The organism is uncultured Thioclava sp., from assembly GCF_913064665.1.
Taxonomy (GTDB): domain Bacteria; phylum Pseudomonadota; class Alphaproteobacteria; order Rhodobacterales; family Rhodobacteraceae; genus Thioclava; species Thioclava arctica.
On record NZ_CAJYBT010000024.1, the window covers coordinates 37,013 to 52,310 of the forward strand.

The following is a 15,298-nucleotide window of genomic DNA, read 5'->3' on the forward strand; positions in this document are numbered from 1 at the left end:
ACTCTGACCCGACCCAGGATCGGAGCCATCCATGCCGCTTTCCAAAGCCCCCTTCAGCCAGTCCGAATATGACCGCCGCATCCGGCTTGTGCGCCAGTCGATGGCCGAGCGCGGGATCGAGGTGCTGTTCGTCACCAACCCCTCGAACCAATTCTGGCTGACGGGCTATGACGGCTGGTCGTTTTACACCCATCAGGGCGTGATCCTGCCGCTGGAAGGTGCGCCCTTCTGGTGGGGCCGTTTCATGGATGCCAATGGCGCGCGCCGCACGGTCTGGATGGAGGAGGAAAACATCCTTCATTACAATGACATCATGGTGCAATCCGAGGTCGCCCACCCGATGGAAGACCTCGCTTCGCGCCTGCGCATCATGGGCTATGGACATGGGCGGATCGGCGTCGAGATGGAGACCTATTTCTACACCGCCAAGGCCCATGCGGTTCTGGTGGAGGGCCTGCCCGATGCCGAGATGATCGATGCAAGCGCGCTTGTGAACTGGCGGCGATTGATCAAATCCGAGGACGAGCTGAATTTCATGCGCCGCGCGGCGCGGATTTCCGAATTGGTGATCGCCCGCGCGATGGATTTGATCGAGCCGGGGATGCGCAAGCATGATCTGGTGGGCGAATTGTATCGCACCGCCGTGCAGGGCGAGGAGGATAGCTGGGGCGACTACCCCGCTATCGTGCCGCTGCTGCCGTCGGGCGCGGATGCCTCTGCCCCGCATTTGACTTGGAATGGCGAGGCGCTGAAGTCGGGCGAGGCGACCTTTATTGAGCAATCGGGCTGTTATCGCCGCTATCACGCCCCGCTGTGCCGCACGGTGTTTCTAGGCAAGCCGCCACAACATATGGTGGATGCCTCGCAGGCGTTAACCGAGGGGCTGAATGCTGGGATCGAGGTGGCACGTGCTGGCAATCGGGCGTGCGACATTGCGCGCGCGCTCAATACCGAACTGCTCAAAGTCGGAATCGAGCGGCCCAACCGCGCAGGTTATGCGGTGGGCTGTTCCTACCCGCCCGATTGGGGGGAACATACCGTGTCGATCCGCGACACCGACGAGACCGTTCTGGAACCCGGTATGACCTTTCACTTCATGCCCGGGCTTTGGATGGACGATTGGGGGATGGAGACCACCGAGACGATCCTGATCCGCGACTCGGGCGCGGCAGAAACGCTGAGCCAGATCCCGCGCAAGCTGTTCATCAAGGATTGAGGCGATGGGGATCGACACCACCCGCGCGATTCTGGGCGATCTGATCGGGTTTCCCAGCGTTTCGTCGCAAAGCAATCTGGCGATCATCCACTACATCGCAGATCGGCTTGAGCAGGCCGGAGCCGAAGTCGAGGTGATGCCGGATGTAAGCGGGCAAAAGGCCAATCTGTTTGCGACGTTCGGGGGCGCGCGTGAGGGCGGCTTGGTGCTGTCGGGGCATAGCGATGTGGTGCCCGTCACCGATCAGGATTGGACAAGCGACCCGTTTGTGATGGCCGAACGTGACGGGCGGCTTTACGGGCGTGGGACCTGCGACATGAAAGGCTTTATCGCCGCCTGTTTGAGCAGTCTCGATACCCTGCGCGAGGCCGCCAAGACCCGCCCGATCCATTTCGCCTTCACCCATGACGAAGAGGTAGGCTGTCTGGGCGCGCAATCGCTGGTCAAGCTGCTGGCAGAGCGCCCGTATAAACCCCGCCTTTGCATCATCGGAGAGCCGACCTCGATGCAGGTCTATGATGGCAACAAGGGATGTTGCGAATATACCGTGCATTTTGAGGGGCGGCCCGGTCATAGCTCTGCCCCCGACAAGGGCGTGAATGCCGTTGAATATGCCGTGCGCTACATCAATCGGCTGTTTGAACTGCGCGCCGCGCTGGTGGCACGCTGTCCACCCGGCTCGCGCTTTGATCCGCCGCAAACGACGCTGAATGTCGGCGCGCTGCGGGGCGGGGTTTCGCATAACGTGATCGCCCCCCGCGCCGAGCTGAACTGGGAGATGCGCCCGATCAACGCCGCCGATATGCGCTTTGTCAAAGACGAGATCGCGGCCTTTGTCAGCGACACTTTGCTACCCGAGATGCGCGCAATCGCGCCCGAGGCAGGCATCGCGACCGAGATTGTCGGTGAGGTTGTGGGCCTTGAGCCGATGGATGAAAATAGCGCGCGCGATCTGGTCTTTGCGCTGACCGGGCAAAATCACGCAGGCTGCGTGGCCTTCAACACCGAGGCCGGGCTCTTTCAAGCGATCGGAATGGATGCGGTGATTTGCGGGCCGGGCTCGATCGAGCAGGCGCATAAGGCCGATGAGTTCGTTTCCCTTGATCAACTGTCGCAATGCTTGAACATGCTGGAGCGGCTGGGAGAGGCGCGCTAACCTCGCCATCCCCCATGGAACGAGCCGCCTTTCGCGCCTCGCGTCCCCTTCAAGTCCCGCGATTTGCACACCGCGCCGGGGGGAACTGATCCCACCCCAGATCACATCTGCGACGCGCGAAGCACCTCCTTTGGGGGTTTGCAGCACATTTTTGGACGGGAACACCCTGTTCTCGCAGCGTACACGGCCTGAAAAGGTTGCGCCCAGACGACAGGCCATTTACGACATGAGCATGTCGGATTTTGACAATCCAAGAGTTTGCCCCATCATAGGCAAGAACCAGCCGACACCGGCCTCGTCGATGAACGAGGCCCGATGGCCGACCCCGCGGTGGCAGCCCGCGCGGCCCAAATCCCATAAATGCTGCCGCCACAGGAGTATACGCATGAAGAAATCCACAATCGCCAGTCTGTTTCTGGCACTGCCGCTAAGCGTGCTTGCCGCACCTGCTGTTTTTGCCGCCGATGGTGAATGCGGAAAAGTCACCGAAGCCGAGATGAACTGGGCTTCGGCAGGCGTCGCGGCTTGGGTCGACAAGATCATTCTCGAAAACGGATATGGCTGCGATGTGACGCTGGTGACCGGCGACACGATGCCCACCTTCACCTCGATGAATGAAAAAGGTCAGCCCGATATCGCCCCCGAGCTTTGGGTGAACGCGGTCAAGATTGCGCTCGACAAAGCGGTCAGCGAAGATCGCATGGTGACCACCGCAAAGATCCTCAAGGATGGCGGCGTCGAGGGCTGGTGGATTCCGAAATATATCCAAGAAGAGCACCCCGAAATCAAGACGGTTGATGATGCGCTGAAGCACCCGGAGCTGTTCCCCGATCCCGAGGATCCCTCAAAAGGCGGCGTCTATAACTGCCCGGCGGGCTGGAACTGCCAGATCTCGACGTCAAACCTGTATCGCGCCTATGACGCCGAGAAGAAGGGCTTTAACCTGGTTGATACCGGGTCAGCTGCTGGTCTGGATGGCTCAATCGCGAATGCCTATGAGCGCAAGCAGGGGTGGCTGGGCTATTACTGGGCCCCGACCGCGATCTTGGGCAAATATGAGATGGTCAAGCTGGATGCCGGCGTGCCCAACGACAAGGAAAACTGGGACAAATGCACATCGCAAGCCGATTGCCCGGACCCGGTGCCAAATGCCTATCCGGTGTCGGACGTCTTCACCGTCGTGACCAAGGAATTCTCTGAGAAAAACGCGATTGCGATGAACTATCTCAAGAAGCGTGAATGGTCGAACGATACGGTCGGCAAGTTCCTTGCTTGGCAGACCGACAACCAAGGCACGAACGAAGATACGGCTTATTACTTCCTCAAGACGTTCCCGGATGTCTGGAAGGCATGGGTCTCTCCGGAAGTGGCCCAAAAGGTCGAGGGTGCGCTCTGAGCGCGACCTGAACATTTGCGGCGCGCGCGGGGGCTTCTCGCGCGCGCCCTTTCTTTGAACAAGCATGTCGGCACTCGACTGAAGGACATTTTAGATGGCATCTTCCTGCTGGGGCCTTCCGGAGCTCATTTGTCAGTTCCCTGCCCTTCCTGACAAAACCCTGCGCCTGATGCGCATGGGAATCGACAATGGTTTCCGCGGCATCGTGCGCCATTATTCCGACCAGATCGACGCGGCGACCCGCCCGTTGCAATGGTTTCTCAACACCCTTGAAAACGCCTTCACCAATACGCCTTGGTTCATCGTTCTCGCAGTTATCCTGACCGTGGTCTGGCTCGCTTCGCGCAGCATCAAGATCGTGATTGGCTCTGCCATCGGCATGTGCCTGATCGGGGTCTTTGGCCTGTGGGAAGACACGATGACGACATTGGCGATGGTCGCCGTGGCAACAATGATTGCCATTGCGTTGGGCTTGCCGATTGGCATTCTCGCGGCGCGATCGGACCGGTTTCAATCGGTGCTGAGCCCGATCCTAGATGTGATGCAGACGATGCCCTCCTTCGTCTACCTGATCCCGGTCGTGGTGATCTTTGGCATCGGCAAAGTGCCCGGCGTGATCGCTGTGGTGATCTATGCTGTGCCGCCGATGATCCGCTTGACGAACCTTGGCATTCGCCTTGTCGACAAAGAAGTGATCGAGGCCGCAGATGCGTTCGGCGCAAACTCGCGTCAAAAACTGTGGGGCGTTCAGCTACCGCTGTCGCTGCCCACGATCATGGCGGGCGTGAACCAAACCATTATGATGGCACTGGCGATGGTCGTCGTGGCCTCGATGGTGGGTGTCGGTGGTCTTGGTAAGAACGTGCTGCAAGCGATCAACAACCAGTTCTTCACGATCGGCTTCCTGAACGGTTTCGCCCTTGTGGCGATTGCGATCATTTTCGACCGTGCCAGCCAAGCCTTTGGCAAACGGTTGCAGAAACACTCGGAGGCGGGCCATGACTGATTCAACCAACACCGCGCCCAAAGAACGCTCTGGGATCGAGATTCGCAATCTTTACAAGATCTTTGGACCCAATGCCGAGCACTATATCGAAGCGGTTCAAAACGGCATGAGCAAGGATGAGCTGAACGACAAGCACAACCATGTTCTGGGGTTGCAAAACATCAATCTCGAACTGCCGCCGGGTCAGATTTCGGTGATCATGGGGCTTTCAGGGTCGGGGAAATCGACCCTGATCCGCCATATCAACGGGCTGATCATGCCCACGTCGGGCGAGATTTTGTATAACGGGCGCGACGTCATGAAGATGACGCCCGATGAGCTGCGCGAATTCCGCCGCCACGAAACGGCGATGGTATTCCAAAAATTCGCTCTGCTGCCGCATCGCACGATCTTGGAAAACACCCGGTATGGGCTGGATATTCAAGGCATCGACACGGCCAAATCCAACCCGATCGCGCGTAGATGGATTGATCGTGTGGGGCTGTCTGGCTATGAGGATTACTATCCGAACCAGCTTTCAGGCGGCATGCAGCAGCGGGTTGGTCTGGCGCGTGCGCTGGCCAATGACGCCGATATCTTGCTGATGGATGAGGCGTTTTCCGCGCTTGATCCGCTTATTCGGATGGATATGCAAAAGGTGTTGCTGGATCTTCAGGCCGAGTTGAAAAAGACCATCGTCTTCATCACCCATGACTTGGATGAGGCGCTGCGCCTTGGCGATACAATTGCGATTTTGCGCGATGGCAAAGTGGAGCAAGTCGGCACCGGCCAGGAAATCGTGCTGCATCCGGCCAATGACTACATCGCGGAATTCGTGCGCGAGGTGAACCGCGGCCGTGTGATCCGCGCAGCGACAGTGGCGACTCCGCTGCCTGAGGGCGATACCCCCCTGCCCAAGCTCCGCCTCAAAGGCGCTACCACGCTTGAACTGGCGGCGCGCAAACTGGCGGAACGCGATGTGCGCAATGCGACGGTGCTTGGCAAGGATGGGCGCCCGATGGGGGTGATCGACATGCACACGATGCTGACCGCGATGGTCACGCCCGCCACGGTGGATGACAGTGAAGATGAGGACAGCGAAGAAGACGCGGCCTGATCCGGCAGCGATCTGAACGACGTATGAAACGATGGGGCGCGCAGACAAAGGGATGCGCGCCCCATCGAACAACCTGCATCAGTGGTAAGAGAACCAACTAGGAAAGGTGAGGCACAATACCGCGTGCGCGTTTAGAGCCAACCCGGCCCACGTTGCGACAAACGCTCCATATTGGCTTGGGTGTGCTGGCCGATCCGCGCCATCGACGCAGAGAGAGCCCGATCGGGCGAATGACCACTTAGCAGCGCGTTCAACGCGGCGTGCCCCGCCTCAAGAACCGCTAACGGCTTTTCCTGAATCATGCGGAGATTTTCATTTTCGGGCACATTCCAGAGCCCTGCAATGCCGGCCAATCGCATTGCGATGACGGATTGTGCTTCAAAGCCGATTCGTGCTGCGTCAAGACCGATCCGTATTGCTTGTAGGGGGTCCATGTCGTACCTCGCATCATTGGCCGTCCAAGGCTAGGAAATCCCAACCTTGCATTTTGATGTTAATTTTGTGTGCCTTTTACAACCGATACGCCAGCCCTGTTTCGGTTTGCCACGGAAACGCTCAAACTCGCAGCTAAACCGCGCCTCTTAGGTCACAGTTCCCTGCTTGATCGTCTTGTTTACTTGATTTCACGCTTCTGTGAGCCAAATTGCAGCGCAAATCGAAGAGTCTGCACAGTACTGTGCGTACGCGCAGCACCAGATGTGCATTGACTTCGCCCTTCAAACCGAACCATTCGGTTCAAAACCAAATAAACTCTCACGAACGTGACCGATTTAACCGACGGGTCCTAACAAATGATCAAACGCCTCCTTATCGCTATTGTGCTGCTTGTTCTCGTCGTCGGCGGGATCGTGGGCTTTAATATGTTCCGATCAAAAATGATCGCGCAGTACTTCGCGACGATGAAGCCACCTGCGGTCAACGTGTCGGTCAGCGAGGTGAAGCCGATCACCTGGACGCCGGGTCTTGAAGCGATCGGCACGGCTTCGGCTGCGCAGGGCACGGACCTTGCCGTAGAAGTCGGCGGCACGGTGCAGGAAATCAATTTCAAATCCAACGACAAGGTCGAAAAAGGTCAGCTTTTACTGAAGATCGACGACCGCTCAGAACGTGCCGATCTGGAATCGGCCAAGGCCGGGCTGGCCCTTGCGGAAACGAACCTCAAGCGGGCACGAGAATTGGCGCAGCGCGGCGTGTCGGCGGCCTCAAATCTGGAGCAAGCCGAGGCCACCGCCCAAGAGGCCCGCGCAAGCGTGGCGAAACTGCAAGCCGTGCTTGAGAAAAAGCGCCTGATTGCGCCCTTCAGCGGCGTCATGGGCATTCCGCAAGTCGAGCTGGGCCAATATGCGGCCACAGGCACAACCTTTGCGACCCTGCAAGATCGCGACAACATGCGCGTCGATTTCACGCTGGCCGAACAACAGGCGCGTCAGGCCTCGGTGGGGCAAGGCGTCGAAGTCATGACCGAAGACGGCACGCTGGATCTCAAAGGGCAGATCACCGGGGTTGAACCCAAGATTGACCCCAATTCCCGCCTTGTCACGCTGCGCGCGGAAATCGCCAATGATAATGAACGCCTGACGCCCGGCCAATTCGTGCATGTGCGCGTGATCCTTCCTACCGAGACGGGCGTGATCGCCTTGCCGCAAACGGTCATCAGCTCAAACCTGTATGGCGACTCGGTTTTCGTCGTGCGCAAGGAAACGCCCCAAGGGTCGGATACCCCGACGCTGATCGCCAAACAGCTTTTTGTGACGCTCGGGCGTCGCTCTGGCACGCTGATTGAAATCACCAAGGGCCTGAAAGCGGGCGATATGGTGGTCAATGCGGGGCAGAACAAGCTGAACTCTGGGGCCAGCGTCACGATCGACAACACGATCTCTCCGGATCCCAATGCCCCCAGCACGGCGGATGTGATGAAAGCGCTCGGGATGCCCGAAAGCGCCGTCCAAGACACCGCGAAATCGCAGTAAGGGTCGCTGGAAATGAATGTCTCTGAAATCTTCATTCGCCGCCCCGTCCTGTCGATGGTGCTGGGTGCGTTCATGCTGTTGTTTGGCGCTCAGGCCTATTTCAACCTGCCCGTGCGGCAATACCCGGAAGTCGAGGAAACGGTGGTCACCATCACCACCGCCTATCCCGGTGCCTCGCCGGAACTGATCCAGGGCTTCATTACTTCGCCACTCGCGGCAGCCGTGGCCACAACCGAAAACGTCGATTACGTCACCACGCAATCGCGCCCCTCGGCTTCGGTCATCTCGGTGCATATGAAGCTGGGGTCGAACTCGGAAGCGGCGATGACCGAGGTGCTGAGCAAGGTGCAGCAGGTCAAAGGGCAACTGCCCACCGCCGCCAAGGATCCGGTGATCGTGAAAGGCACAGGGCGCACCTTCGCGCTGATGTATCTGGCCGCGATGAACCCCAATATGACCCCCGAGCAGCTGACCGAATATCTGGAACGTGTCATCAAACCGCGGATGTCGACGATCCCGGGCGTGGCGCAGACCCAAATCATCGGCGCGTCGGATTACGCGATGCGAATCTGGCTCGATCCCGACAAGCTGGCGGCCCGTCAGGTGACCGCCTCAGAGGTGCTCAACGCGATCCGCGCGTCCAACTTCCTGTCCGCGCCGGGCAGCACGAAAAACGAATACGTCGCCCAGTCGATCACCCTGCAATCAACGCTGCAAACCCCCGAGGCCTTTGGCCAATTGCCGATCCGCTCCACCGGGGATGAAGTCGTGCGGCTGCGCGATGTGGCCAAGATCGAGCTGTCAAAAGCAGCCGACAATGAAATCGTCACCTTCGACAGCAAGCAAGGCACGTTCTTGGGCATTACCACCACGCCCTCCGCCAACCCGCTGGATACGGCGGCGGCGGTACGCAAGGAATTGCCCGCGATCAACGCCACCCTGCCCGAAGGCATGAAGATCGAACTGGTCTACGATTCCACCGAAACGATTTCGGCCTCGATCGACGAGGTGTTCAAGACCATCGCCGAGGCGGTCGCGATTGTTGTCTTGGTGATCTTGCTGTTCCTTGGCTCGTTCCGTTCGGTTGCAATGCCCATCGTGACCATTCCGCTTTCGCTGATCGGCGTGCTGGGCGTGCTGCTGGCGCTGGGCTATTCGATCAACCTGTTGACCCTTCTGGCAATGGTGCTTGCGATTGGTCTGGTGGTTGATGACGCGATCGTCGTGGTCGAGAACATTCACCGACATATTGACGATGGGATGAAACCCATCCCCGCCGCCGTGCAGGGCATGAAAGAAATCACCGGCCCGGTGATCGCGATGACAATCACCCTCGCGGCGGTGCTTACTCCGTTGGGCTTTACCGGCGGGCTGACCGGCCAGCTGTTCCGCGAATTCGCCTTTGCGCTTGCGGGATCGGTGATCTTGTCGGGGATCATTGCGCTGACGATCACCCCGATGATGGCGGGGCGGTTGCTGGTGCATGGCAATGCCAAAGGGTTCCAAGCCTTCGTCGATCGCAATTTCGACCGGCTTTCGGGCTGGTATGGGCGGCGCGTGGCAGGCTCGCTTGACGTGCGCCCCGTGACGTTGCTGATCGTGGTCGCGCTGATGGGGCTGACGGGATTTATGCTGGTCAACACCTCGACCGAACTGGCCCCTGATGAAGACAATGGCGCCCTGTTTGCTATCCTCAATGGGCCGCAATACGCGACCACCGATTACACGCAGAAATACATCAACCAAGTGGCCAAGAGCACGGCGGGAATTCCCGAAGTGCGCACCGATTTCTCGATTGCGGGCTTTGGCGGGGCGACCAATTCGGGCATCTATATCTGGGCGCTCAAGGATTGGTCCGAACGCACCCGCAGCCAGAAACAAATCCAGACCGAGATTCAGGCTGACTTGGGCAAATCCACTGGCCTTCAAGGCTTTGCCTTTGCGCCGCCCTCCTTGCCGGGTACCGGCGGCGGCTTGCCGATTTCGGTCGTGCTGCAGTCCATCCACTCGTCAAAACGCGTGGCCGAGGTGGCCGAGGAAATCAAGACCAAGGCGCAGGCCTCGGGCAAGTTCATCATCGTGCAGAACTCGCTTAACTTTGATAGCCCCCAAGTTGATGTGACCATCGACCGCGACCGGGCGGCCGCGCTGAATGTGCCGGTATCCGATATCGGAGCCACGCTCAGCTTGCTGGTCGGCGAGGCCTCGGTGGCGCAGTTTGACCGCGACTCCAACAGCTATGACATCATCCCGCAGGTGCCGCAGAAATTCCGCTCGAACCCCGAAGAACTGGGGCGCTATTTCGTGCGTGCGGCCAATGGCGCGATGGTGCCGCTCTCGGCGCTGGTCAAGATTGAAACCGGGGTGAATGCGGCCTCGATCGAACAGTTCGATCAGCTCAACTCAGCGACGATCACCGCGCTCCCCCTGCCCGGCCAATCAACCGGCCAAGGGCTGCAAACGATCACCGACATCGCAAATCAGGTCATGCCCGAAGGCTTCTTCCTGAATTATTCCGGCCAGTCGCGGATCGAGAAAAGCCAAGGCAACACGATCCTGATCGCTTTTGCGGCGGCCGTTTTGGTGATCTACCTCGTGCTTGCTGCACAATTCGAAAGCTTCCGCGACCCCTTCATCATCTTGATGACGGTGCCGCTGACGATCTTTGGCGCGGTGCTGCCGCTGAACCTTGGGCTTGGTACACTCAACATCTACTCCGAGGTGGGGCTGATCACTCTGGTGGGCCTGATTACGAAACACGGCATCCTAATGGTCGAGTTCGCCAATCAGCAACGCACGCTATCGGGGCTCACCCGCAGGCAAGCGATTGTCAAAGCCGCCCAGATCCGCTTGCGTCCGATCCTGATGACCACAGCCGCTATGGCGTTGGCGGTGGTCCCCTTGATCCTTGCTGTAGGAGCCGGGGCGGCAGCGCGTTCGGCGATGGGTCTGGTGATTTTCTCAGGCCTGCTGATCGGAACGATGTTCACATTGTTCGTCGTTCCAATGTTCTACAGCTTTATCTCGCTATCGGACAAAGCTTGGGACGCAGCGGCCAAACGACGCCAAGAGGCTGGATGAGCCCGGTCGCGTCGGCGCTCTGACCTGCGCGAGATCGGCAGGGGGAGGAACGCTCCGCGGGGAGTATTTGAGGCTAGATGAAAGCGCGTTGTCGTTCATCCGGCCTTAACCTTGATCTGCCAAGCTGGCAGCGCAGGACAGGCTGGAGAGCCGATGACTGCGCTAGGTGAAACGCGCCCCACCTCCCTGTCACAGGCTTGATGGGGCGCGTGACCACCATTTCATCTAGCCAGAAATACTCCCGCCGGAGGCATCCCCAGGCGACATGATCGCTGCGCGCCTTTAGCGTTTCGCATCTTCCAAAATCATCTGCGCGGCTTTTTCGGCGATCATCATCGTGGGCGCATTAGTATTGCCCGAGGTGATCGTCGGCATCACCGATGCATCCGCGATCCGCAACCCTCCCAGCGCCTTGAGCCGCAATCGCGGATCCACCACTGCCCCGTCATCCGCACCCATCCGGCAGGTGCCGACGGGGTGAAAGATCGTCGTCCCGATCTCGCCCGCAGCCCGCACCAAATCTGCTTCGCTTTGATAGCTTGGGCCGGGCTTGAATTCTTCAGGGTGGAATTTGGCGAAGGCCGGCTGCTCGGTCACGCGCCGCACTTGTCGGATGGCCTCGGCAGCCACGCGCCTGTCCCCCTCGGTCGCGAGGTAGTTCGGCGCGATCGTCGGATGGGCGCGCCAATCGGCACTGTTGATATGGATAGACCCCCGGCTTTCGGGGCGCAGATTGCACACGCTCGCCGTCATCGCCGGGAACGGGTGGACCGCGTCCCCGAACTTATCAAGGCTCACGGGTTGCACATGATACTCTAGATCCGGCATCTCTTTTTCCGGAAAACTGCGCGTGAAAACCCCCGCCTGCGAGGGCGACATCGACATCGGGCCCGAGCGGAACAGCGCATATTCCATCCCGATCTTGGCTTTGCCCCACAGGCTCGAGGCCATGGTGTTCAGACTTTTGACGCCATGAACCTTGTAGATCAGTCGCAGTTGCAAATGATCTTGCAGGTTCTCCCCGACGCCCGCGACCTCTGCCACCGGGGCAATGCCATTCTGGCTGAGCACATCGCCGCGCCCGATGCCCGATAGCTCAAGTATCTGCACCGAGCCAATCGAGCCCGCCGACAGCACAACCTCGCCCGCACGCACCTCACGGCTTTCGCCGTTTTGGTTATAGCGAATGCCGGTAACGCGACCTTCCTCGATCACCAACCGTTCAACTTGCGCGCCCGTCTCGATGCGCAGATTGGGGCGTTTCATTGCCGGGCGCAGAAAGGCTTTCACCGCGCTCCAGCGCCAGCCCTTTTTCTGCGTGACATGGAAATAGCCACCGCCCTCGTTGGAGCCGGTGTTGAAGTCATCGGTGCGCGGAAAACCCGCCTGCTCGGCGGCCTCAAGAAAGGCATCCAGCATGTCCCAGCGCACGCGCGCCTTTTCGACGCGCAACTCGCCGCCTGCCCCGTGCAAGTCACTGTCGCCCTGATAAAAATCTTCCTGCCCCTTAAACAGCGGCAGCACATCGTCCCAGCCCCAGCCAGTGCAACCGGATTGGCGCCACATGTCGTAATCGCGTGCCTGACCGCGCATGTAGATCATACCGTTGATCGACGAACAGCCGCCTAGAATGCGGCCGCGCGGATACAGCAATTCGCGCCCGTTCAGTCCCGGATCGGGGGCAGTTTTATAGCCCCAATCGGTGCGCGGATTGCCGATGCAATACAAATACCCGACCGGGATATGCACCCAATGGTAATTGTCGCGCCCGCCCGCTTCGAGCAAAAGCACCCGGTTTCTCGGGTCCGCCGATAGCCGATTTGCCAACACGCAGCCCGCGCTGCCCGCGCCCACGATGACGTAGTCGAACTGATCCATGCGCCCCTCCCTGACATGCCTCCGGCGGTGAGTGTCGCAAGCGCCGCGCGCAGGAACAAGGGCCGCACCGGGCCAATCGCGCAAAACGACTTTGCGAAAACGCCTGATCGGGGCTTGCCCCGGGGTGGGCGCATCCGATCTAAGACAGGAAAGAAACGGAGAACCCAGTGCTTGCCTATCGCCTGTTGACCCACCTGCTTGCGTTGCCAGTTCTGCTGTGGCTGGCGTGGCGTGTGATGCGGAGGGCTGAAAGTGGGGCGCAGGCGCGCCAGCGTCTGGGTGGCGGCGCAGGGGGCGTCGGAGCGCTTTGGGTGCATGCGGCCTCGAATGGAGAGCTGACCTCAGCGCGCCCTTTGATCGAGGCGCTTTTGGCTGATGATCCCGAATTGCGGGTGCTGATCACCACGAATACGGTGACCGGACAGGACCTTGCCCATAGCTGGAACAATGCCCGGGTCATAGCGCGCATGGCGCCGTTGGATCATCGCGCGGTGGTGGAACGATTTCTGGACAGTCATCGCCCGCTGGCGCTGATCGTGGTGGAAAACGAGCTATGGCCCAATCGCATGGCGCTGGCAGCGGCGCGCGGCGTGCCGATCATTGTGATCGGGGCGCGCATATCAGAACGCTCGGGCGCGCGTTGGGCCAAGACCCGGTTGGGGCGGCAGATGGTGGCCCAGATCGGCGCGCTTTCCGCGCAAGACAAGGACTCCGAGGCGCGGTTTCTGGCCCTCGGTTTGGCGCCCGATCGCCTGCTGCCCTGCATCAACCTCAAGACCGCGATTGGCGCGCGCAAAGCGCTGCCGCTGGACTGGCCGCGTGTCTCGACGGTGCTGGCAGCGTCAACCCATGAAGGCGAAGAGGCGCAGGTGCTCGCCGCCTTTGCGCAAGCGCGCGCGCAGCGTCCCGACTTGCGCCTGATCCTTGCGCCGCGCCACCCGCGCCGCGCCCCCGACATTGCGGCGCTGATCGCCAAGGCGGGGTTGGCCCATGCCACGCGCTCGATGGGCGATCCGCCCGTGGCCGAAGTCTATCTGGCCGACACGATGGGCGAGATGGACAATTGGTATGAAAGCGCCGGGATGTGCTTTGTGGGGGGCTCTCTGGTCGACAAAGGTGGCCACACCCCGTTTGAGCCAGCCGCCCATCACTGCGCCATTCTACACGGGCCGCATGTCGCGAATTTCCGCGATGCCTATAGTGCGCTGGATGCCCAGGGCGGGGCATTGGCCTGCACCAGCGTGGCAGAGTTGGCACAGGCCATGGCACGCCTGAGCGCCGCCGATCAAACACGGCTGACACAGGCCGCAACCGCAGCGTTGGGGCCCGCTGCAGATATGGAAGCCATCGCAAAGGCCGTGCACGCGCTGTTCTAAACATGCCAAACACCTTGCATCGCGGCACATTTCGCTTATCTGCTGAAGCATCCGTGAGGAGTTTCGCAAGATGATCCGCTACAGTTTGCAATGCGATAAAGGCCATCAGTTTGACAGTTGGTTCCCATCGGCCGATGGGTTCGAGGCGCTGTCGCGCGCCGGTCAACTGGACTGCGCGATTTGCGGATCAACGGTGGTGAGCAAAAGCCTGATGGCCCCGTCGGTCACGCCCGCGCGCGACAAGGTCGCCACACCCACCGATCCCGAGCGCCCGCTTTCGACGCCGCAGAATGAGACAGAACAAGCCCTTGCCAAGATGCGCCGCGAGATCGAGAAAAACTCGGATTATGTCGGGATGAACTTCGCCACCGAAGCGCGCGCGATGCACAGTGGCGATAGCCCGACCCGTGCGATACATGGCGAAGCTAAGTTAGAAGAGGCACGTGAAATGTTGGAGGAAGGCATTCCCGTCATGCCCCTGCCGTTCCTCAATACGCGCAAAGCCAACTAAGCCGAGATGCTCGCCTCGTGTTTGCCGGGGCAGCCCCTCGCGCCGGGCGGTTGTTGAAGGAGACCCGATGCTGACCAGCGCCGATCAAGCCTTTGCAGCGCGCCTGACGCAGGCCGTTCCCGAAATGCGCGTCGAGACGCCCGAGCCGCGCTATCTGCAAGAGCCACGCGGGCGTCATCACGGTCACGCCGGGCTGCTGGTGCGCCCACACAGCACCGGGCAGGTCGTCGCAATCTTGCGGGCCTGTCATGACGCGCGTGTCGGGGTTCTGCCCTATGGCGGGGGCACCGGGTTGGTGGGCGGGCAGATCATTGAAACCGGCCCCGCCCCCGTGATCCTGAGCCTTGAGCGGATGAACGCGGTGCGCGCGATCACCGGCCATGTTCTGGAAATCGAGGCGGGGGCGAGCCTGCAAAACGCTCACGACGCCGCAGAAGGCACGGGGCGGTTGTTTCCCCTGACCATCGCAAGCCAAGGCAGCGCGCAGATCGGCGGAGTGCTTGCGACCAATGCCGGGGGCGTGAATGTGCTGCGCTATGGCAACGCGCGCGAGTTGTGTCTGGGCATTGAGGCCGTGCTCGCCGATGGCACGGTGATCTCGGGGCTGCGCCA

12 protein-coding genes are annotated in these 15,298 nt (G+C 60.3%); 10 read left to right on the forward strand and 2 right to left on the reverse strand.

Annotated elements, in window-relative coordinates:
* Positions 1–31 precede the first annotated feature (31 nt).
* The 5 genes from QZ571_RS11445 (at position 32) to QZ571_RS11465 (ending at position 5,870) form a co-directional block, all read left to right on the forward strand.
* Positions 32–1,216: a M24 family metallopeptidase gene (locus tag QZ571_RS11445; RefSeq protein ID WP_295534709.1), complete on the forward strand. Its 1,185-nt coding sequence runs from the start codon at positions 32–34 to the stop codon at positions 1,214–1,216.
* A 4-nt stretch (positions 1,217–1,220) separates the two neighbouring features.
* Positions 1,221–2,372 carry an acetylornithine deacetylase gene (gene argE / locus QZ571_RS11450; protein WP_295534711.1) on the forward strand — a complete coding sequence of 384 codons (1,152 nt, stop codon included), beginning with the start codon at positions 1,221–1,223 and terminating at the stop codon, positions 2,370–2,372.
* Between the two features lie 385 nt (positions 2,373–2,757).
* Positions 2,758–3,768, forward strand: a complete 1,011-nt coding sequence (locus QZ571_RS11455) for an ABC transporter substrate-binding protein (RefSeq protein WP_295534713.1) — start codon at positions 2,758–2,760, stop codon at positions 3,766–3,768.
* Positions 3,769–3,862: 94 nt separating this feature from the next.
* The gene (locus QZ571_RS11460) at positions 3,863–4,774 is read left to right on the forward strand and encodes a proline/glycine betaine ABC transporter permease (protein ID WP_295534716.1); all 912 of its coding nucleotides are present in this window, start codon (positions 3,863–3,865) and stop codon (positions 4,772–4,774) included.
* The gene (locus QZ571_RS11465; RefSeq protein WP_295534719.1) at positions 4,767–5,870 is read left to right on the forward strand and encodes a glycine betaine/L-proline ABC transporter ATP-binding protein; all 1,104 of its coding nucleotides are present in this window, start codon (positions 4,767–4,769) and stop codon (positions 5,868–5,870) included. Before QZ571_RS11460 ends, QZ571_RS11465 begins: the two co-directional genes overlap by 8 nt.
* A 131-nt stretch (positions 5,871–6,001) precedes the next feature.
* Here the strand turns inward: QZ571_RS11465 and QZ571_RS11470 are convergent, their stop codons facing one another.
* Positions 6,002–6,304, reverse strand: coding sequence for an antibiotic ABC transporter (locus QZ571_RS11470; protein ID WP_295534722.1), 303 nt, complete (start codon positions 6,302–6,304; stop codon positions 6,002–6,004).
* A 357-nt stretch (positions 6,305–6,661) separates the two neighbouring features.
* Between QZ571_RS11470 and QZ571_RS11475 the strand changes: the two genes are divergently transcribed.
* Positions 6,662–7,840 carry an efflux RND transporter periplasmic adaptor subunit gene (locus QZ571_RS11475; RefSeq protein WP_295534723.1) on the forward strand — a complete coding sequence of 393 codons (1,179 nt, stop codon included), beginning with the start codon at positions 6,662–6,664 and terminating at the stop codon, positions 7,838–7,840.
* 12 nt (positions 7,841–7,852) lie between these two features.
* On the forward strand, positions 7,853–10,921 hold the full coding sequence (locus QZ571_RS11480) for an efflux RND transporter permease subunit (RefSeq protein WP_295534726.1): 3,069 nt from the start codon (positions 7,853–7,855) through the stop codon (positions 10,919–10,921).
* A gap of 282 nt (positions 10,922–11,203) precedes the next feature.
* Here the strand turns inward: QZ571_RS11480 and QZ571_RS11485 are convergent, their stop codons facing one another.
* Entirely contained in the window at positions 11,204–12,799 is a 1,596-nt protein-coding gene (locus QZ571_RS11485) for a GMC family oxidoreductase N-terminal domain-containing protein (protein WP_295534729.1), read from the reverse strand.
* A gap of 167 nt (positions 12,800–12,966) precedes the next feature.
* Here QZ571_RS11485 and QZ571_RS11490 point away from each other — a divergent pair, with 167 nt between their 5' ends.
* The 3 genes from QZ571_RS11490 to QZ571_RS11500 all read left to right on the forward strand — a co-directional run.
* Positions 12,967–14,175, forward strand: a complete 1,209-nt coding sequence (locus QZ571_RS11490) for a glycosyltransferase N-terminal domain-containing protein (protein ID WP_295534731.1) — start codon at positions 12,967–12,969, stop codon at positions 14,173–14,175.
* Between the two features lie 70 nt (positions 14,176–14,245).
* Entirely contained in the window at positions 14,246–14,686 is a 441-nt protein-coding gene (locus tag QZ571_RS11495) for a DUF1178 family protein (protein WP_295534734.1), read from the forward strand.
* 67 nt (positions 14,687–14,753) lie between these two features.
* On the forward strand, positions 14,754–15,298 hold a 545-nt coding region (locus tag QZ571_RS11500), incomplete at its 3' end, for an FAD-binding oxidoreductase (RefSeq protein ID WP_295534737.1).

Coding starts and splice junctions, on each gene's coding strand:
- QZ571_RS11455 (WP_295534713.1), top strand. CDS start 2,758: ATGAAGAAATCCACAATCGCCAGTCTGTTTCTGGCACTGCCGCTAAGC.
- QZ571_RS11495 (WP_295534734.1), top strand. CDS start 14,246: ATGATCCGCTACAGTTTGCAATGCGATAAAGGCCATCAGTTTGACAGT.
- QZ571_RS11465 (WP_295534719.1), top strand. CDS start 4,767: ATGACTGATTCAACCAACACCGCGCCCAAAGAACGCTCTGGGATCGAG.
- argE (WP_295534711.1), top strand. CDS start 1,221: ATGGGGATCGACACCACCCGCGCGATTCTGGGCGATCTGATCGGGTTT.
- QZ571_RS11475 (WP_295534723.1), top strand. CDS start 6,662: ATGATCAAACGCCTCCTTATCGCTATTGTGCTGCTTGTTCTCGTCGTC.
- QZ571_RS11445 (WP_295534709.1), top strand. CDS start 32: ATGCCGCTTTCCAAAGCCCCCTTCAGCCAGTCCGAATATGACCGCCGC.
- QZ571_RS11470 (WP_295534722.1), bottom strand. CDS start 6,304: ATGGACCCCCTACAAGCAATACGGATCGGTCTTGACGCAGCACGAATC.
- QZ571_RS11460 (WP_295534716.1), top strand. CDS start 3,863: ATGGCATCTTCCTGCTGGGGCCTTCCGGAGCTCATTTGTCAGTTCCCT.
- QZ571_RS11485 (WP_295534729.1), bottom strand. CDS start 12,799: ATGGATCAGTTCGACTACGTCATCGTGGGCGCGGGCAGCGCGGGCTGC.
- QZ571_RS11480 (WP_295534726.1), top strand. CDS start 7,853: ATGAATGTCTCTGAAATCTTCATTCGCCGCCCCGTCCTGTCGATGGTG.